Source organism: Actinomycetospora sp. CA-084318, from assembly GCF_050955885.1.
In the GTDB taxonomy this organism is placed as follows: domain Bacteria; phylum Actinomycetota; class Actinomycetes; order Mycobacteriales; family Pseudonocardiaceae; genus Actinomycetospora.
The window spans coordinates 5,361,272-5,379,763 of record NZ_CP192098.1 but is presented as its reverse complement, the minus strand read 5'-3'; the positions used below and the strand labels follow the sequence as shown (position 1 = coordinate 5,379,763).

The following is an 18,492-nucleotide window of genomic DNA, read 5'->3' as shown; positions in this document are numbered from 1 at the left end:
GCGCCGCCCCGGCGGGGTCCTCGGGGGACCCTCCGTCGCCAGGAGTGTAGGAGGGGCCACCCGGACCGCGGTCCCGGCGGGGGGAGCTGGTCCGTCCGGCCGATCGGGTTCCCCCTCGACACGCGCCCCTCGACACGCCGATCGTCGTGTCACTCGACGGTGTGGAAGTCGCGACGTGTTCTCGGGGCTCGATGGGGTGGTCAGATGCCGCCCGACCTGGGGAATTACGCCTGGACGAGCCGAATGGCTGCGAGGCGAAGGGGTTAATCGCTGGGCTGAACGGTCGATATTCAGACCGTGCAGAACGTGATGGACGGCCTGGAGGACGCGCTGTCCCCGCACCCGGCACTCCGGGGGGCGGGGGAGCTCCGACCCGTCGACCTATTCGAGGAGGTGCGCAGCACCGAGCTGGTCGACGTCGTCGACGACGCGGTCGTCGCCGCGATCGCCCGGGAGGTCTCCCGGGCGACCCACGAGCTCGCCGAGCGCCCGCCCGAGCCGGAGGACACCGACACCCGCGCGCCGGTCGACCTCGAGGTCGTCATCCCGGCCTACAACGAGTCCGGCCGGTTGCCCGCGACCCTCGCGGCGATGGTCGCCTTCCTCTCCGAGCAGCCCTGGACCTCCCGCGTCGTCGTCGTGGACAACGGCAGTGTCGACGACACCGCGGCCGGCGTGCTCAACGTGACCGGACGGGCGTGCAACGTCGCCACCGGGTGGTGCGTCGAGGCCGTCGCGATCGGCTGCTCGCAGGCCGGCAAGGGCGCCGCGGTGATCCGCGGGCTGCGCACCAGCCGGTCGCGCGTCGTCGGGTTCACCGACGCCGACCTGTCCACCCCGCTGGAGACCTTCCTCCCGGTGATGGCCGCGCTCGAGGACGGGGCGTCGGCCGCCATCGCGTCGCGGCACGCGCCCGGGGCGTCGATCGCCGGCAAGCAGCCGCTCGGACGCCGGCTCGGGGGCTCCGCCTTCCGCATGCTGTCCCGGCCGCTGGTGCCCGGCATCCACGACACCCAGTGCGGCTTCAAGTTCTTCGACCGCGAGGCCGTGCAGAGCGCGCTGTGGAAGTGCCGCTCGACCGGGTTCGCCTTCGACATCGAGCTGCTGCGCCACGTCCGCGACGACGGCGGGCGCATCGCCGAGATCCCCGTGACCTGGACCGACACCGCCGGCTCGACCCTGCGCCCGGTCCGCGACGGGCTCGCGGCCTTCGGTGCGGTGGCCAAGCTGCACCGCGAGCTCAACCGCGGCACCGGCCCCGCCCTGCCCGTCCGCCGCGCGTCCGCCCGGCCGACCACGACCGCCCCCGGGAGCGCTCAGTGACCACGACCCTGCCCACCCCCGAGGAGACCCTGCCGCCGGTGCGGCTGGTCCCGGTCCTCGGCCGCGCGACGGCGCAGCTCGCGGGGTGCCGCGTGCTCGTCCTCAACTGGCGCGACGTCCGGCACTCGCAGGCCGGCGGCGCGGAGGCCTACGCCCACCAGATCTCGAAGCGCTGGGTGGAGGCGGGGGTGCACGTCACCTGGCTGACCGCCCGGGACGCCGGGCAGAGCGCCCGCGACGAGATCGACGGCATCGAGATCCGCCGCGCCGGCGGGACGATGGGCGTCTACGCCCGCACCGCGATGCGCCTGCTGCGCGGCGGCCTGCACCGCCGCTTCGACGCGGTGATCGACTGCCAGAACGGCATCCCGTTCTTCTCGCCGGTGTTCACCCGGAACGCGGTGCCGATCGTCCAGGTCGTCCACCACGTGCACCAGGACCAGTTCTCCACGCGCTTCGGCCCGGCGGGCGCGCTGGTCGGCCGGCTGCTCGAGGGCCGCGTCGCGCGGCGGGTCTACCAGGGGAAGCGGACCGTCGCGGTGTCCGCGTCGACGCGCCAGGAGCTGCGTCGGCGGCTGAAGTTCGACGGGCCCATCGACGTCGTCCCGAACGGGATGAACACGTCGATCTCGTCGGGCACCCGCCGGCGGGCCGAGCAGCCGACGATCGTGCTGACCAGCCGGCTCGTGCCGCACAAGCGGGTGGACCTGCTGCTGCACGCCATCTCGGCGGCGCTGCCCGACGTGCCCGACCTGCAGGTCGAGATCGTCGGCGACGGGCCGGAGCTGACCGCCCTGCGCCGCATGGCGGTCGAGCTCGGGCTGGGCCGGGTGGTGCGCTTCCACGGCCGGCTGCCCGACGCCGAGCGGGACGCGCTGATGGAGTCCGCCTGGCTGACGACGTCCACCTCCGACGGCGAGGGCTGGGGCCTGGTCGTGCTGGAGGGCGCCGCGGCCGGTGTGCCGTGCCTCGCCATCCGGACGACCGGGATCCGCGACTCGGTGCTCGACGGCGTCACCGGGTGGCTCGTCGACGGCATCGACGACTTCGCCGCCGTCCTGCCCCGCACGGTCGCCGAGCTCTCGGACCCGGCCCGCGCCGACGAGGTCGCCGAGGCGTGCCGCACCTGGGCGGGCTGCTTCTCCTGGGAGCGCTCCGCGGAGCTGCTCGCGGGGTCGGTGCTCTCCGAGATGCGTGCCTTCCACCGCTCGTCGGCCGAGTCCGACCTGCCCCCGGCCGACCGCTCGGCCCTGCACCGCGCGGCGACCCGTCGTCGGGCCCGCTCGGACATGACGGTGCTCGCGCGGTTCAGCCACCCGGAACCCGCCGAGGCCGCCGCCGCGCTGCGCCTGACCGACGAGGTGTCGATCTGCCTGGGGCGCAACCGCGTCCTCGCGCTGCTGCGCGGGTGCGACGAGGTCGACGCGCTCGGCGTGATCGGCCGGCTCGGGGCGCAGGAGCCCTACGTCCGGCTCGCGAGCCGGCCGGAGCTGCTCGGCGGCCCGGCGATCGTGGGCATCGCCCGCGGGGAGACCCTGCCCTCGGACGTCGTCCCGGGCCGATGAGCGCCCCGGTCGGTGGCAGCGACGCGTCGGTGCTGTCGCGGGACGACGGCGACGACGCTCCGCTGCCACGCGGGTCCGGCGGATCGGCCGCGGCACCCGTCGCCCGGCCCGACGACCGCGCGACCGGCGGCACCGCCACGCTGCTCTCCGCCTCCGGCGGCGTCGTCGGGCTGCTCAGCTACGCGGTCACCCTGGTGATGGCCCACCTGCTCGACGCCCCCGGCTACACCGCCTTCGCGGCCGCGGTGGCCGTGGTGGGCACCGCCGGGGTCGCCTCGGCGGCCCTCATCCCGTTCCCGCTGGCGCACGTGGTGCGCGCGTACCCCGCGCACGCCCCGCAGCGCCGCGCGGCGACCGCCTTCGCGGTCGGGGTGTCGGTGCTGGTCGGGCTGGTCGCGGCGGTCGTCCTCGGGCTCGTCGTCGGGCCCGTCTCGGACCTCCCGACCGCCCTCGCGGCCGGGGTCTCCGGCCTCGCGCTGTTCGCCATCGCCCCGGTGTGGGGCTTCCTGCAGGGCGAGTCCCGCTTCGTGCGCTACGCGGCGCTCACCGTCGGCGAGGTCGCGGTGCGCCTCGGGGCGAGCGTGCTCGCCGTCGTCGTCGGGGCCGGCGCGTGGGGCGCGGTGGGCGGCTTCGCCGTCGGCGCCGTGGCCGTGCTCGCGGTCTCGCTGACCCCCGCCGGCGGCCCGTTCCGGGGCCTGTCGCCCGCCACGGTGGTCCGCGCCCTGCGCGACCGGGCCCGGTGGGCGGAGACCGGTGGGGTCGCCGCGGCCCAGGCCGTCCTGTCCGCCCTCGCGGCCGCGGACGCCGTCGTGGTCGCGCTCGTCGTCACCGACGCGCCGGCCGCCGCGGGCTACCAGGCCGTCTCGACGCTCGCGAAGGCGCCGGTCTACGTCGCGGTCGGGACGGCGCTGGTCGCCTTCCCCGTCCTGCGCGTCGCCCGGGGGCGGGACCGTGACCTGCGCCTGCGGGAGGCGCTCGCCTCCTTCGTCCGCCTCGTCGTGCCCGCCGCCGCGGTCGTCGCGACGGTGCCCACGGCCCTCGTCGGGATCGTGCTGCCCGAGCGGTACCTGCCCTCGGTCGCGCTGCTGCCGGTCCTCGCCCTCATGGGCGTCGGGCTCGGGACGACGACGGTGCTCGCCACGCTGCTCCTCGCGGTCCGCGCCCGGCAGGCCCTCGCCGCCTCGCTCGCCGTCGCGGTGGTCGCGCTCGCCGGAGGACTCGCGCTCGGTGCCGCCGGCACGCTCGCGGGGCTGCCCGGGGTGCCGGCCGACCCGGCCGGACCGCTCGCCGCCGGGGCGGCGGCCGGCGCCGTCGTGGGCGCCGTCGCGGTCGCCGTGCTCGGGGCCGGGCACCGGCCGCGCCCCGTCCCGCCGGGGACCGGGCTCGGCCGCGCCGCCGCGGTCGGCGCGCTCTACGCCGTCGTGGCGACGGTCGTGCTCGCCGCCGCCCGCCCCTCGGTGGGGCTGTGGCTCGTCACCGTGGTGGTCCTCGGCCTCGGCCTCGTGGGGCTGCCGGTGCTCGGGCGGCGGATCGCCCCGGAACCGGACCCCGCCCTCGCCCCGCCCGACCGGGAGCGCGGTGCGCTGCACGTGCTGCACCTCGCGTTCGAGGACCCGGCCATGCCGGGCTCGGGCGGCGGCGCGCTGCGCACCGCCGAGATCGACCGGCGCCTGGCCGCGGCCGGGCACCACGTCACGGTGCTGACCGGACGGTTCCCGGGCGCCGAGGACCGGGTCGAGCGCCACGGCGCCGGGACCGTGCACTGGGTGCACCCGCACGTCGGCCGCGGCCGGACCCGGCTCACCCGCCTGCTGCCCTACATGGCGGCGGCCTTCCTCGCCGCCCGGCGCGCCGGGCGGCGGCACCCCGGCGACGAGGCCGGACCCGGCCCGGTCGACCTCGTCGTCGAGGACTTCTTCGCCCCGATCTCGTCGATGGCGATCCCGCGCTGGACCCGGCGGCCGGTCGTCGGGGTGGTGCAGTGGCTCAACGCGAAGGAGAAGGCGGCGCAGTACCACCTGCCGGTGCACTGGGTCGAGCGCTGGGCGGTCCGCACCCACCGTCGCATCGTCGCGGTGTCGCACGGCGTCGGCGCGGCCACCCAGGCGCTCAGCCCCCGGGCGCACGTCGAGGTGATCGGCAACGGCGTCGATCCGGTGGCGTTCACCGTGCCGCCCGCACCGGTGGCCGGGCGCCGCGACGTGGTCTTCGTCGGACGGCTCGAGATCGCGCAGAAGGGCCTCGACCTGCTGCTCGAGGCCTGGGCCGCCGCGGCCGACCGCATCCCCGGCTGCCTGCTGCTCGCGGGCACCGGACCGGACGAGGAGGCGCTGCGCGCACGGGCCGCCGAGCTCGGCGTGGCCGACCGGGTCCGCTTCCTCGGCTGGGTCGCCGGCCGGGACAAGGCCGAGCTCGTCGCCTCGGCGCGCATCGCCGCGGTCCCGTCGCGCTTCGAGACCTTCGGCATCGTCGCCGCCGAGGCGCTCGCCGTCGGCACCCCCGTCGTCGCCTACGACATCGACTGCCTGCGCGAGGTGGTGCCCGCGGAGGGCGGGGTGCTCGTGCCGACGGCGGACGGCTTCGACGCCCGCGCCTACGCCGAGGCACTGGTCGAGGTCTGGCACGACGAGCCGCGCTGCGCGGTCGTCGCCCGCCGGGGCCCGGAGCTCGCCCGCGTCCACGACTGGGACGCCCTCGCCGCCACCCAGGACGCCTTCTACCGGCGGGTCGCCGCCGAGGGCCGGGGAGGGGCGTGACCGGGAGCTCCGTCCCCCTGGTCCGGCTGCGCCGCGACCCCGGGCGGGTGCGGACGGCGGGGCCCGACGGCCGCTGGGGGCCGGTGGGCGGCGCCGGCTGGGGGCCGCCGTCGGCGGTCGACGCGATCCCGGACGGCCTCGCCGCGCTGCGGGCGACCGCGGCGCCCCGGCACGCGGTCCCGGAGACGGTGCCGGACGAGCCCCGCCGGTCCCGGGCCCGCCGCGGCTACCGGGTCGACCCCGACGCACCTCCCCCGGACGACCCCCCGACGGAGCCGACCACGCCGGTGCCCGGCCGCGGCGGCGGCCGGCACCGGGCGACGCCCGGGCACCGACGGGGCGGCGGGACCTCGCCGGGATTCGCGCGCCCGCAGCACCGTCGGCGGCGGCTCCCACCGGGGGCCGCGCCGCCGCTCGGTCGCGTCCTGGTCACCGCCCCCGGACCCACCCGCGCCCGCCCCGGGGGGATCGCCGGCATCGAGTGGCGGGTCCGCGACCTGCTCGCGGTCCTCGGCACGTTCCTGCTGGTCCACCGGCCGACGGCGGGTCTGGTGCGCCGGTTCTCCCGGGAGCCGGGCGCCCCCCTCACCGGCGTGCTCTACGGCGCCCGGCCCTTCGGCGGCGCGCTGCCGGGTCGTCGCCCGGACGTCGTGTTCCTGCTCTCGACCCTCGTGCTCGTCGCGGCCGCAGTGTTCCTGCGCGGCTTCCACCAGCACTCGGCCTACGAGCTGTTCATGGACGAGGTGCAGTACGCCGACGTCGCGAACTCGTTCGCGGAGGGCACCGGTCCGCAGCTGTTCAACGCCCCGTTCTTCCTGCACCCGCCGCTGGCGTTCCTGTACTTCAGCCGGTTCATCAGCGCGCCGCAGACGAGCATGACCGTCGAGTTCGTGCTCTCGCTGCGCCCGGCGAACCTGCTCTTCGGCGCGGCCAACGCCGCGCTCGTCGTCGCCTGCGCCCGCCGGGTCGTCCCGCGCTGGGCCGCGCTCGTCGCCGGCGCCTTCTACGCGCTCGACCCCTTCGTCATCCGGTTCGACAGCCGCCTGATGCTCGAGGCGCCGATGCTGTTCGGGGTCCTCGCCGGGCTGCTGTGCCTGCTGCTCGCCGCGGAGGCGCCGACCGGGCGGCGGCGCTGGGTGCTGCTCGTGGCCGGCGGTCTGCTCTGGGGCCTCGCGATCACGACGAAGACGAACGCCGGCCTCGTCACCGGCCTCCCGCTGCTCATCATGATCGTCTTCTCGTGGGGCCTGCGGCGCCGCGAGGCGATCACGGTCTTCGCCTGTGAGATCGGCTTCTACGTCTGCTACGTGGCCTGGACGCTCGTCACCGGTCGGTTCCTCGGGTGGGCCGACCAGACCCTCGGCGGCGTCGCCCGCGCGATCGGGCTCGTCAAGGAGACCGGGTTCAGCTCGGCGAACGCCCCGTCGTTCTCCAGCCGCATCGTCGCGAACCTCTCGCTGACCGGCACCTCGTACGTGCTGATCGGGGTCGCCTCGATCTTCGCCGCCTGGTTCGTGCTGGTCTCCTGGCGTTCCCTGCGCCTGCGCGGCGAGCCGGGCGAGCGCTTCGCCGACCCGCGCGACCTGGGCGGCCGGGTCCGCGCGCCCGGGGAGCACGCCCTCGCCGTCATCGCCTGCTGGATCCTCGGGGTGCTCGGGGCGATCACCTACACCGTGGGGCTCGGCGAGCTCGAGGAGCAGACCTTCTACCTCCTCGCGGTGCCGCTCTCGGTGGTCATGGCGCTGCTCGTCACGCGCGCGGCGCGGGCGCGGCGGTGGGTCACGGCGCTCGCGCTGGGGCTCGTCGTCGTGGTGCTGGCCTGCTCGGCCGCCATCTGGTGGAACATCCGCTCGCAGACCGACGACACCTACAGCCGGTTCTCCGCCTGGCTGTTCGCGAACGTCGACCCGAAGACCACCCACATCGCGCTCGGCGAGCACACCGCGCAGTTCGTCATGCCCGGCTACGGCGTTTTCCCGTTGGACGACGTCGACGACGCCCGGGCCTCCAACTCCCGCTACGGCGTCGTCTCGACCCAGCTCTCCGAGCTCGGCCTCGCCGACATCACGCCCGCCGCCATCGCCGAGCTCGACCGGCGCTATCCGGTGGTCTTCCTCGCCCACGGCCGCACCGCGGGCGACCTCAAGGTCTACGACTTCAGCCGGCCGCTCGACGGGTCGGCGCCCATCGGACTCGGTCCCCAAGGCTAGGAGCGACGATGCCCGAGCAACCCCGCCCCGGCGCCGCACCGAGGGCCCCGAAGGCCCCGACCGGGCTCATCCCGAGCCTGGTCGGCATCCGCGGCTACCTCTCGCTCGTGGTGGTGGCGGTCCACGTCGCGCCGTTCGCCGCGGCTCTGGTCCCGGCCACGGCCGCGTTCTTCCTGCCGGTCTGGCACCACGGCTACGTCGCCCTGGACCTCTTCTTCGTGCTCTCCGGCTTCGTCATCAGCTCGGGCTACGCGCGGACCTTCGCGCGGTGGCCGGGGCGGGCGACGTTCGGGAAGTTCCTCTGGGCGCGCCTGTCGCGCTTCTACCCGGTGCACCTCGCGGTGCTCGCGGCGATGGTGTTCGCGGTCCTCGCGTCACGGGCGATCGGCCGGGAGATCCCGCACGGCGGGAACCTGACGTGGGACCTGCTGCGCCAGATCACGCTGACCTCGGGCTGGGGCGGCGCACAGGCCCTGACCTGGAACGGACCGGTCTGGTCGCTCTCCGCGGAGTGGGCCTGCTACCTCGTGCTGCCGCTGCTGCTGCCGCTGGTCCAGCGGCTGCGCACCCCCGTGGCCTGCCTGGTCGGCTACCTCGTGGCCTGCTCGATCCCGCTCGTCCTCTACTCGATCATCGGGTTCGACGACGGGACGATCACCTACGGCATGCCGCTGCCGCGCGCGTTCGGCGGCTTCCTCGCGGGCGCCGTGCTCTACCAGCTCACCACCGTCTCCGAGCGCATCCCCGCCTGGCTGGGCCGCGTGACCGGACCCCTCGTCGCGGTGGCGTTCCTCGCGATCGTCGTCACCTCGAACCTCGAGGGCCCGCCCATGTTCGCCCTGCCGATCATCGGGCTCGTCGTCCCGGCGCTGGCGCAGCGGCGCGGCGCGGTCGACCGCTTTCTCTCGACGAAGGTCTCGCTCGTCGGGGGCGAGTACAGCGTCGCCCTCTTCCTCGTGCACGTGCCGTGGATCCTGGCGGCCTCGCTGCTGATCAACCCGCGCACCTTCCCCGGACCCGTCTGGGGCGTCGTCGGGATCGTCCTGCTGGTGCTCGGGGCGTTCGTGCTCGCGTGGCTGGCGTACGTGCTGATCGAGCGGCCCGCGCAGAAGTGGATGCGGCAGCTCGTCAAGCGCGCTCCGGGTGCCCCGGCGAAGCCCGTGGAGGAACGGGTCGAGGCCGCGGTCGAGCACGCCGACTCCTCGAGCAGTGGCCGGGGGAGCGGCGACGCCCGGTAGTCGTCGTTGACGACTTGAGCCGAGGGCCATTCCCGTTCAGAGCAACCTTGATGCGAACGTGACCTGAATCCGTGCTCGACCTACACCGAACGAGTGACAGTCTGACGCGCCCGTCGCCCGGCTGTCCCCGATCGGAGCTCCCGTGTCGAGCGCTCTCCGCCTGCTCCCCGCCGCGATCGTCCTCGCGCTCGTCGTCTCCGTCGCCCTCCCCACCGGGCGGGCGCGGGCCGCGGACGGACCCGCGTGGGGGTTCGTCGCGTCCACCTGCAGCGAGTCGTCGGTCGCGGCGAACCGGGCCTACGGCCTCGCGGTCGTCGAGGTCGAGGCGTACTGGGACCGCTACCTGCCCACGCGGGCCGGCGTCGTCGACACCGCCTACGTCGCCGACCTGCGGTCGCGGATCACCCGGTGCCTCGACGCCGGCCTGCGGGTGGTCCTCGGCTCCGGTACGCAGTACCCGCCGGCCTGGGTGCGGGCGCTGTCCGGGTCGAAGCTGGTGGACCAGCGCGGGAGGAACCCGGCCACCGGCGCGCTCGACACGGTCTTCTCCGCCACCGTGCGGGCCGCGCAGGTCGACTACCTGCGCCGGCTCGTCCGGGACCTGCCGTCGAGCCGGATCGAGGCGATCCGGGTCGGCACGAGCGTCGCGGGGGAGATCGGCTACCCCGGGCCGAACGAGGCGGGTGACGGCTTCCTGCAGAGCTGGTGGGCGTTCTCGCCGGCGGCCCAGCAGGGCACCGGCCTCGCCGCGGGCGCGTCCCGGACGCCGATGCCGGGCTGGGTCCCGGGGCAGCGGACCTGGCAGGGGCGCGCCGTGACCGCGTCGGCGGCGCGCTCGTGGTTCCTCTGGTACTCCCGCGCGCTCACCACCGCGATCAAGGGCCAGCACGACGCGTTGCGGGGCGCCGGGTACGCGGGCCAGGTCCACCTGCCGGCGCCGGGGAAGGGCGTGCTGCCCGCCGACCTGACCACCGCCACGAACGCGCTCCTGAACGGCACCGGCGACCGCGACGGGTCGCTCGGGCGTGGCCTGAACTACCCCGACCAGTTCGGGGTGCTGGCGGGGAGCACCTCGAGGACGGTGATCGCGCTGACCGGGATCGACGACGCGACCGCCGTCCTCGCCCGCCGCCAGTCGCCGCCGCAGGACGCGTGCCGGGACGGCGACGCGGCGGCCAGCGTCGCCGCGGGCACCCCGGTACACCTGTGGTCGAACCAGCGCTTCGCCCGCGCCCAGGCCACCCGGGCCAACCTGCCCGCGGTCGGGGAGAACCCCGGCCCCCCGGCCGCGCAGACCGGCGGCACGTCGTACTCGGACTCCCTCGCCGAGCAGATCGCCCGGTCGCCCGCGTACGCCCGGGGCTGCCGGCTCGCGGCCCTGCTCGTCGCCTTCGAGTGGGCGATGGACGACCCGCGGTGGGGCGTGACCCGCGACGACTACCGCCGGGCCGTCCTCGGCTGACCTCCCGCGGCGGGTCACCGGACCGGGCGGTATCGCGCTCCTTCCCGACGACGGGCGGCGCGGGTCGGCCAGGCTGCGCGGGTGAGGACCTCCGGGCGTCCGCCGTTCCGTGCCCTGGTGGTCCTGCTCGCGCTCGTCGCGTCGTGCGGGGCGGCTCCGGCCGCACCCGTCGGCGGGGAGCCCGCGTGGGGCGTCGTGGACTCGACCTGTGCCCCGGACCGCCTGGCGACCCGGCCGCCCGGGATCGACGTCGCGGTGGTCGAGGCGCATTGGGACCGCCTCGAGCCCGCATCCGGTGCGGTGGACACCGGCTACGCCGACGGGCTGCGGGCCACCGTGCAGCGCTGCCTCGACGCCGGGGTGCGGGTGGTCCTCGGCAGCGGGCTGCAGTACCCGCCGGCGTGGGTCCGGGCCCTGCCCGACGCGGCCGTGCGCGACCAGGCCGGCCGGACCCCGACGAACGGGTCGGTCGACACCGTCTTCTCCGCGGCCGTCGCGGCCGCGGCCGACGGCTACCTGCGCCGGCTGGTGGCGGCCGTCCCCGCCGACAACCTGGTCGGCATCCGGGTCGGCACCTCCACCGCGGGCGAGCTCGGACACCCGGGGCCCGACGCGTCCGGAGCGGCGTTCGACAGCTGGTGGGCGTTCGGCCCGGCGCCGCAGCACGGGCAGGGGCTGGCACCCGGGCAGGTCCCGTCGCCCCTGCCGGACTGGATCCCCGGGCAGCGGACGTGGCAGGGGCGGGCCGTGACGCCGGACGACGCGCGGGCCTGGTTCGACTGGTACTCCGGCGCGGTGGTGCGGGCCGTCGCGGACCGGGCGCGGTCGCTGCGCGCGGCCGGCTACGGCGGGCCGGTGCACGTCCCGGCCGCGGGTCGCGGGGTCCTGCCCGCCGCGCTCGACGCCGCCGTGGCGGTCGTGCTCGACACGGCCGTCCGCGACGGCGCGCTGCGCCGGGGCCTGGACTACGTCGGCGACCTCCCCGCGCTGGCCGCCACGGTGCCGGGTGCGGTCGTCGACATCACCGGCCTCGACGACGCCACCGCCGTCCGCGCCCGCCGGCTCTCCCCGCCGCAGGACCGGTGCGCGCCCGGGGACGCCGGGCGCCTCCTCGGCGGCGACCCGTCGCTCGACGACTGGCCGAACCAGCGCGTCACCGCCGCCGCGGCGGCGCGGGCCGGGCTGCCGACGGTGGGTGAGAACCCGGGTCCGCCCGGCCCGACGACGGGCGGGACCGCCGACTCCGACAGCGAGGCCGACCAGCTGCGGTACGCGGTGGCCTACGCCCGCGGCTGCGGGTTGTCGGCGTTCCTGTTCGCGTTCGAGGACGACCTGTACACCGACCGCAGCGGCATCACCCCGGCCGACTACGAGGCGGCGATCCGGGGCTGAGGACTGCTCCGAGCAGGGGATTCACGCCCGGAGCAGCTGCTGGGCCGTCCGCGTGGAACCGTTGCGCCGTCCGAACGACTCGGGCCGCGAGCTGTGCCATCCGGACCCGGACGGGGCGATGCCAGCGAGCGTGTCCCTCCTCCTGCGTCCCAGGCGCCTCATCCGTCACAGCCGGGCGGTCGTCGTCCTCGCCGTGCTCGCCCTCGCACTCCTCGGCCTGCGGCCGCCCGCCGCGCACGCCGCCACCGACCCGAGCTGGGGCGTCATGGCCTCCGGCTGCACGTCCTCGGACATCGCGGCGAACCGCGCCGCCGGCATCACCCTCGTCGAGGTCGAGGCGTACTGGGACCGGTGGCTGCCGACCTCGGCCACGGCCGAGAACACCGACTACGTCACCGACCTCGCCGCCCGCGTCACCGCCTGCCTCGACGCCGGGGTGCGCGTGGTCCTCGGGACCGGCACGCAGTACCCGCCGTCGTGGGTGCGGCAGCTCTCCGGCGCGACCTTCGTGGACCAGAAGGGCAACACCCCGACGACGGGTGCGGTCGACACGGTCTTCTCCGCCGCCGCCCGCTCCGCGCAGAACGACTACCTGCGCCGCATCGTCGCGAAGCTCCCGGTGTCGCGCCTCGACGGCATCCGCGTCGGCACCAGCACGGCGGGCGAGATCGGCTTTCCCGGGCCGAACGAGTCGGGCACCGGGTTCCTGCAGAGCTGGTGGGCCTACGGCGCCGACGCCCAGCAGGGCACCGGGCTCGCCGCGGGGACGCCGAAGACGCCGATGCCGGGCTGGATCCCCGGGGCGAGGACGTGGAACGGCAAGGCCGTCACCGCCTCGGCCGCCCAGAACTGGTTCCTCTGGTACGAGCGCTCCCTGGTCTACGCGATCAAGGACCAGGCCGACACGCTGCGCACCGCGGGCTACACGGGCACCGTGCACGTCCCGTCGCCCGGCAAGGGCGTGCTCCCCGCGGACCTCACCGCGGCCACGAACGCGCTGCTGAACGGGACGGGCGACCGCGACGGGTCGCTCGGGCGCGGCCTCTACTACGTCGACCAGTTCCCGGTGCTGGCCGGCAACGTCGCGAGCACGGTCGTGGTCGACCTGACCGGCGTCGACGACGCGACCGCCGTCACCGCGCGCGGCCTCAGCCCCGCGCAGGACACGTGCCAGGCCACCGACGCCACCACGAGCGTGCAGACCACGACGAACGTCGCGGCCTGGTCGAACCTGCGCTTCGCCCGCTCGCAGGCGGCGCGGGCCGGGCTCGCCGCCGTCGGGGAGAACCCCGGCCCGCCCGCGGCCCAGACCGGCGGGACCTCGAACTCCGACTCCGAGGCCGAGCAGATCCGCCGGAGCCCCGGGTACGCCCGCGGGTGCGCCCTGGCCGCGTTCTTCCTGGCCTTCGAGGACGTGCTCGACGACCCGTCGTCGGGATCGACCCGGCAGGACTACGTGGACGCCGTGACCGGGGCGGGGTGATCGGAGCGCCGCGTGCCCGCCGGGTACCGGCCCCACACCACCCCGCCGGCCCCGTCGCGCGCCAGGGCGGAGCCCGCCACCGCGGCGCCGAGCCCGAGGACGGCGTGCACGGCGTCCCAGCGGTCGTGGCCGGGGCCGTGCAGGACGACCACGAGCCCGTCGCGCGCCGCGTGCACGGGGTCGTCGCCGAGCCGCAGGTCGACGCGCACGGCGGGGACCGGGAAGCGCACGGCGATGCGCTCGGCGAGGCAGCGCAACGGGTCGGGTCCGTCGGTCCGTCGTCCGGTGGTGAGGGCGCGGGCCAGCGTGGGTCGGGACGCCGGGAGCCCGCCGACCTGGACGACGGCGGGTCGCAGTGCCTCGGGGACAGCGAGCTTGCGCACGGACTCCACGGTGGCGACGGAGGTCGACGCCGTGACCAGCCCGAGCCCGGTGCGCCCGGTGTCGGTGGGGACCTCGACGGCCGCGCACCGGCCGAGCAGCCCCGCCGCTCGCCAGACGCGCTCGACGTCGTCGAGAGCGAGAGCGGGCTCGGACGCCGTGCCGGGCCGCAGCAGGAGCGTGTCGGTCACGGGGGACTCCGCAGGTCGGGGCCGAGGTGGCCGCGACCGTACAGATCGGACGAAACGGACACCAGGGGGCTCCGATGTCCGCGACCGGCCGCTCACCCACCGTGATCTGGCACCGTGACGCCCGAACCGATCCCGAGGAAGGGTGTCTGGGGTGTTCGCACGGCGGGTCATGGTGGTGGGGACGGGCTACGTCGGGCTGACGACGGGGGCGTGTCTGGCGTCGTTGGGTCACGAGGTGGTGTGCGCGGACATCGACGCGGCGAAGGTGGAGCGGCTGCGTCGCGGTGTGGTGGACATCGTGGAGCCGGGGCTGGCGGAGCTGGTCGCGGAGCAGACCTCGGCGGGGCGGTTGTCGTTCGTGGTCGGCGCGGGGGCGGCGCTGGGTTCGTTCGAGGACGGGCGTCCGGCGGAGGTGCTGTTCCTGTGTGTCCCGACGCCGATGGGCGCGGGCGGGGTGGCGGACCTGCGCGCGGTGGAGTCGGTGATCGAGGAGGTCGGCGCGGAGCTGGCGGCGGGCACCGTGGTGGTGAACAAGTCGACGGTGCCGGTGGGCACGGCGGCGCGGACCGCGGAGCTGCTCGAGCGCACCGATGTCGCGGTGGTGTCGAACCCGGAGTTCCTGCGCGAGGGGTCGGCGGTCAAGGACTTCCTGGGTCCGGACCGGATCGTGGTGGGCTCGGACAACCAGGACGCCGCGGAGCGGGTGGCGGCGCTGTACGCCCGGCTGGGTGCGCCGACGGTGCTGACCGACGCGGCGTCGGCGGAGCTGATGAAGTACGCGGCGAACTGCTTCCTGGCGATGAAGCTGTCGTACGTGAACGCGATGGCCGAGCTGTGTGAGCGGGTCGGGGCGGACATCGGGGACGTGACCGAGGGGATCGGCTACGACCGGCGGATCGGGCAGGCGTTCCTGTCGCCGGGTCCGGGGTGGGGCGGGTCGTGTCTGCCGAAGGACACGCACGCGTTGCTGCAGGTGGCGGACTCGGCGGACTTCGAGTTCCGGTTGCTGCGCGCGACGATCGACACGAACACCCGCCAGCGGCAGCGGATCGTGGACAAGGTGCGCCTGGCGGTGACCGGGAAGCGGACGGGGTCGCTGTCGCGGGTGCGGCTGGCGCTGCTGGGGCTGACGTTCAAGGCGGGCACCGACGACCTGCGGGACTCGCCGGCGTTGGCGATCGCGGCGCTGCTGCGTCAGGCCGGCGCGGAGCTGGTGGGGTACGACCCGGCGTTCGTGGAGGGGAAGGACGGGGCGGCGCCGCCGACCGAGATCGACGGGGTGCCGCTGGCGGCGGACGCGGTGTCGGCCGCGCAGGGCGCGGAGGCGGTGCTGGTGCTCACCGAGTGGCCGGTGTTCCGCACGTTGGACTGGTCGGTGATCGCGTCGGCGGTGAAGCGCCCGATCGTGATCGACACCCGCAACATCGTCGACCCGGCCACCCTGCGCCGCGCCGGCCTGACCGCCGTCGGCCTCGGTCGCCGCGGGGACGGGGACGTGGCGGAGTAGGGCGCCCCTGACCTGCACGAACGGCACTCTCGCAGCATCTATGTGCGCGAGGGTGCCGTTCGTTCAGGAGGTGGCGGGCGCCAGCGACGCCCGGAGCACGTCGGCGATCGGTGTGGCGGGACGGCCGGCCAGCTCGGCGAGCGTGGGGTCGGCCGGGGCGAAGTCGCCCCGCGCGGCGGCGGGGAAGAACCCGAGGAGCAGGTCGGCCGCGGGGGCGGGGACACCGCGGCCGAGCAGGGTCTCGCGGTACTCCGCCGGCTCCACGACGACACGGCGCACCGGGCGGCCGGTGAGGTCGCCCACGAGGGTCGCGACCTGCTCGAAGTCGACCGCCTCGGGCCCGGTGAGCGGGGCGGTCGGACCGTCCGGGGCGCCGTCGACGAGCAGGCGGGCGGTCGCGGTCGCCAGGTCCTCGCGCGTGGTCCAGGCGACCGGCCCGTCGTCGGGAAGGCGCAGCTCCCCGGTGGTCGCGGCGTCGGCCAGGAACATCGGCACGGTGTTCGCGTAGAAGCCGTTGCGCAGTGAGGTCCACGCGATCCCGGCCGCGGCGAGGATCTCCTCGGTCGCGGCGTGGTCGGCCGCGGCCGCGAACGGCGAGTCGACGCGGGCGCCCTGGTGGGCGGTGTAGAGGACCCGCCGTGCGCCCGCGGCGACGGCCGCGTCGATCGCGGCGCGGTGCTGGGCGACGCCGTCCGGGCCGAGGGTGTTCGCGCTGACGACGAGCACCTGCTCGGCCCCGGCGAACGCGTCGGCGAGCGTGTCGGGCGCGGTGAAGTCGCCCTGGCGGACCCGCACGCCGCGATCGGCCAGGTCCTGGGCCCGGGCGGTGTCCCGCACGCTCACCCCGACCTCGGCGGCGGGCACGAGCTCCAGCAGGCGGTCGACGACGAGGCGGCCCAGCACGCCGGTGGCGCCGGTGACGACGATCATGTCGGTCTCCTATCGGTGGTAGCGCCTCGACGCTAACACCGGAAACGTACCGGCGCTAACGCGTGAGTGTTACCGTCGTTCCCGTGGAGCCCCGGGAGCGGATCGTGGACGCTGCGGCGCGGCTGCTCGAGTCCGAGGGCGAGGAGGCCGTGTCGACGCGGGCGGTGAGCGCCGCGGCCGGGGTACAGGCGCCGACGATCTACCGACTGTTCGGGGACAAGCAGGGGCTGCTCGATGCGGTCGTCACGCGCGGGTTCTCCGACTACCTCGCGGAGAAGACGGTGCGGGAGCCGACCGACGACCCGGTCGCCGACCTGCGGACCGGCTGGGACCTGCACGTCGGTCTCGCCCTCGAACGGCCCGCGCTCTACCGGCTGATGTACGCCCGTCCGCAGGCCGACGGGTACTCCCCGGCAGCGCGGGCGGCGTTCGTCGAGCTCGCCGCGCTGATCCACCGCATCGCCGTCGCCGGGCGGCTGCGGGTGCCCGAGGGGCGGGCGGTCGGGATGGTGCACGCCGCGGGCTCGGGGGTCGCGCTCTCGCTGATCGCGGTGCCGCCGGAGAAGCGCGACGAGGGGTTGTCGCGCGCCGCCTGCGAGGCGGTCGTCGCGGCGATCACCACCGAGGAGGCGTTCCCGACGACGGGGCCGGTCGCCTCCGCGATCGCCCTGCGGGCCACGGTGGACGACCTGGACGTCCTGACGCCGGCCGAGCGGGCGCTGCTGGGGGAGTGGCTGGACCGGGTGGCTTCGCCCTGTGAGCAGTAATCCGTGCTCTGGCACGGAGAAGTACTCACGGGGCGGAGCCACCTGCGTAGCGCCCCGGCGGGACCCCGAGCAGGCGCCGGAAGTGCCGCGTCAGGTGCGCCTGGTCGTGGAAGCCGGCCTCGACCGCGACGCGCGCGGCAGGAAGTCCCGCGAGCAACAGCCGGCGCGCGACCTCCACGCGCCGGCCGACGAGGTAGCGGTGCGGCGGCAGCCCGAACTCCGCCGAGAACGCCTTGACCAGGTGGTTCGAGGTCACGCCCAGCTGGGCGGCGGCCTCGTCAAGGGCGAGACCGTCGACGACGTGGGTGTCGAGCAGGTCCCGCAGGCCGGCCGCGGTGCGCGGATCCCGCACCGAGCGGTCGTCGGGAACGCCGTGCGAGAGATGCGACGCCAGCCGCTCGGTCACCAGCGCGAGCCCGGAGCTCGCCGCGAGTTCGTCGCCCCGGTGCTCGAGCACCCGGTGCAGCCGGTCGACCGCGCCGCGCAGGGCGTCGTCGACGACGGCGGGCCGGTCGACGGCGCGCCCGACGAGGGCCTCGGGGAACTGCGAGAGGTAGAGGACCCGCTTGCGGAAGCCGCCCGACGTCGCCGACCGCCCGTCGTGCGCCACGCCCGGCGGCAGCAGCGTGACCGCGCGGCCGAGGGCACCGTGCTCGGCGCGGTCGAGGTCGTAGCGGACGGCGCCGTCGTCGACGACGAGCAGGGTCCAGGTCGCGTGGGTGTGCAGCGGGTAGGCGTGCTCGACGAACCGGGCGTGGAAGACCTCCTCGATCCCGGGCACCCCCGGGTTCCACGCCCGCACCTGCTCCGGACCCACTCCAGGAACGTACAAGAACGCGCGCCGCGCACGGCCGATCGTGGACGCCATGAGCACCCGCTTCGAGACGAAGATCGTGATCGTCCTCCGCGACGACCTGGCCGGCTGGCAGCGCAGCAACGTCGTCGCGTTCCTCGCGAGCGGGATCGCGGCGACGGTGCCCGAGCTGATCGGGGAGCCGTACGCCGACGCCGACGGCACCGCCTACGCGCCGATGTTCCGGCAGCCGGTGGTGGTGCTGGAGGGCGACGCCGGGACGGTCCGGGCGGCGCACCGGCGGGCGGTCGACCGGGGGTTGCGGGTCCCGGTGTTCACCGCCGACCTCTTCGCCACCGGCGGCGACGAGGAGAACCGCGCGGCGGTCGCCGCGGTGCCGCGGGAGGAGCTGGACCTGGTCGGCGTCGCCGTGCACGCGCCGCGCAACGCCGCCGACAAGATCACGAAGGGCGCCCGGATGAGCGGGTGACCCG

The 18,492-nt window shown here is 75.8% G+C and carries 14 protein-coding genes; 11 read left to right on the top strand and 3 right to left on the bottom strand.

The annotated features are described in order from the left end of the window. The first annotated feature begins 297 nt into the window (after positions 1-297). From ACQPYX_RS26235 to ACQPYX_RS26200, 8 genes are all read left to right on the top strand, one after another. Positions 298-1,323, top strand: a complete 1,026-nt coding sequence (locus tag ACQPYX_RS26235) for a glycosyltransferase (protein ID WP_433800229.1) — start codon at positions 298-300, stop codon at positions 1,321-1,323. Beyond that, positions 1,320-2,888, top strand: a complete 1,569-nt coding sequence (locus tag ACQPYX_RS26230; RefSeq protein ID WP_433800227.1) for a glycosyltransferase family 4 protein — start codon at positions 1,320-1,322, stop codon at positions 2,886-2,888. Before ACQPYX_RS26235 ends, ACQPYX_RS26230 begins: the two co-directional genes overlap by 4 nt. Further along, entirely contained in the window at positions 2,885-5,644 is a 2,760-nt protein-coding gene (locus tag ACQPYX_RS26225) for a glycosyltransferase family 4 protein (RefSeq protein WP_433800226.1), read from the top strand. The genes ACQPYX_RS26230 and ACQPYX_RS26225 overlap by 4 nt, the downstream gene beginning before the upstream one ends. Continuing rightward, on the top strand, positions 5,641-7,854 hold the full coding sequence (locus tag ACQPYX_RS26220; RefSeq protein WP_433800224.1) for an ArnT family glycosyltransferase: 2,214 nt from the start codon (positions 5,641-5,643) through the stop codon (positions 7,852-7,854). The genes ACQPYX_RS26225 and ACQPYX_RS26220 overlap by 4 nt, the downstream gene beginning before the upstream one ends. Before the next feature lie 8 nt (positions 7,855-7,862). After that, on the top strand, positions 7,863-9,092 hold the full coding sequence (locus ACQPYX_RS26215; protein ID WP_433800223.1) for an acyltransferase family protein: 1,230 nt from the start codon (positions 7,863-7,865) through the stop codon (positions 9,090-9,092). A 142-nt stretch (positions 9,093-9,234) separates the two neighbouring features. Beyond that, a complete protein-coding gene (locus ACQPYX_RS26210; protein WP_433800222.1) occupies positions 9,235-10,554 on the top strand; it encodes a hypothetical protein in 1,320 nt (439 codons plus the stop codon). A gap of 81 nt (positions 10,555-10,635) precedes the next feature. Continuing rightward, positions 10,636-11,946: a beta-galactosidase gene (locus tag ACQPYX_RS26205; protein ID WP_433800221.1), complete on the top strand. Its 1,311-nt coding sequence runs from the start codon at positions 10,636-10,638 to the stop codon at positions 11,944-11,946. Between the two features lie 130 nt (positions 11,947-12,076). After that, positions 12,077-13,429: a hypothetical protein gene (locus ACQPYX_RS26200; RefSeq protein ID WP_433800219.1), complete on the top strand. Its 1,353-nt coding sequence runs from the start codon at positions 12,077-12,079 to the stop codon at positions 13,427-13,429. Here the strand turns inward: ACQPYX_RS26200 and ACQPYX_RS26195 are convergent. Beyond that, on the bottom strand, positions 13,399-14,001 hold the full coding sequence (locus ACQPYX_RS26195; RefSeq protein WP_433800218.1) for a hypothetical protein: 603 nt from the start codon (positions 13,999-14,001) through the stop codon (positions 13,399-13,401). The two genes, ACQPYX_RS26200 and ACQPYX_RS26195, sit on opposite strands and share 31 nt — an antisense overlap. 151 nt (positions 14,002-14,152) lie before the next feature. Here ACQPYX_RS26195 and ACQPYX_RS26190 point away from each other — a divergent pair, with 151 nt between their 5' ends. After that, on the top strand, positions 14,153-15,508 hold the full coding sequence (locus ACQPYX_RS26190) for a UDP-glucose dehydrogenase family protein (RefSeq protein ID WP_433800217.1): 1,356 nt from the start codon (positions 14,153-14,155) through the stop codon (positions 15,506-15,508). Between the two features lie 63 nt (positions 15,509-15,571). On the opposite strand, the gene ACQPYX_RS26185 is transcribed toward ACQPYX_RS26190, so the two are convergent. Further along, positions 15,572-16,438 (bottom strand): NAD(P)H-binding protein, encoded by an 867-nt coding sequence (locus ACQPYX_RS26185; protein ID WP_433800216.1) that lies wholly within the window; start codon positions 16,436-16,438, stop codon positions 15,572-15,574. Between the two features lie 83 nt (positions 16,439-16,521). Between ACQPYX_RS26185 and ACQPYX_RS26180 the strand changes: the two genes are divergently transcribed. Beyond that, positions 16,522-17,205, top strand: coding sequence for a TetR/AcrR family transcriptional regulator (locus ACQPYX_RS26180; protein WP_433800215.1), 684 nt, complete (start codon positions 16,522-16,524; stop codon positions 17,203-17,205). A 25-nt stretch (positions 17,206-17,230) separates the two neighbouring features. On the opposite strand, the gene ACQPYX_RS26175 is transcribed toward ACQPYX_RS26180, so the two are convergent. Further along, complete coding sequence (locus ACQPYX_RS26175) at positions 17,231-18,022, bottom strand: AraC family transcriptional regulator (RefSeq protein ID WP_433800214.1); 792 nt, start codon at positions 18,020-18,022, stop codon at positions 17,231-17,233. A 49-nt stretch (positions 18,023-18,071) separates the two neighbouring features. Between ACQPYX_RS26175 and ACQPYX_RS26170 the strand changes: the two genes are divergently transcribed. After that, entirely contained in the window at positions 18,072-18,488 is a 417-nt protein-coding gene (locus ACQPYX_RS26170) for a DUF2000 family protein (RefSeq protein ID WP_433800213.1), read from the top strand. Positions 18,489-18,492 lie beyond the last annotated feature (4 nt).

Excerpts from the sequence above, each read along its gene's own strand:
- ACQPYX_RS26185 (WP_433800216.1), bottom strand. The coding sequence starts at position 16,438 with ATGATCGTCGTCACCGGCGCCACCGGCGTGCTGGGCCGCCTCGTCGTC.
- ACQPYX_RS26215 (WP_433800223.1), top strand. The coding sequence starts at position 7,863 with ATGCCCGAGCAACCCCGCCCCGGCGCCGCACCGAGGGCCCCGAAGGCC.
- ACQPYX_RS26170 (WP_433800213.1), top strand. The coding sequence starts at position 18,072 with ATGAGCACCCGCTTCGAGACGAAGATCGTGATCGTCCTCCGCGACGAC.
- ACQPYX_RS26225 (WP_433800226.1), top strand. The coding sequence starts at position 2,885 with ATGAGCGCCCCGGTCGGTGGCAGCGACGCGTCGGTGCTGTCGCGGGAC.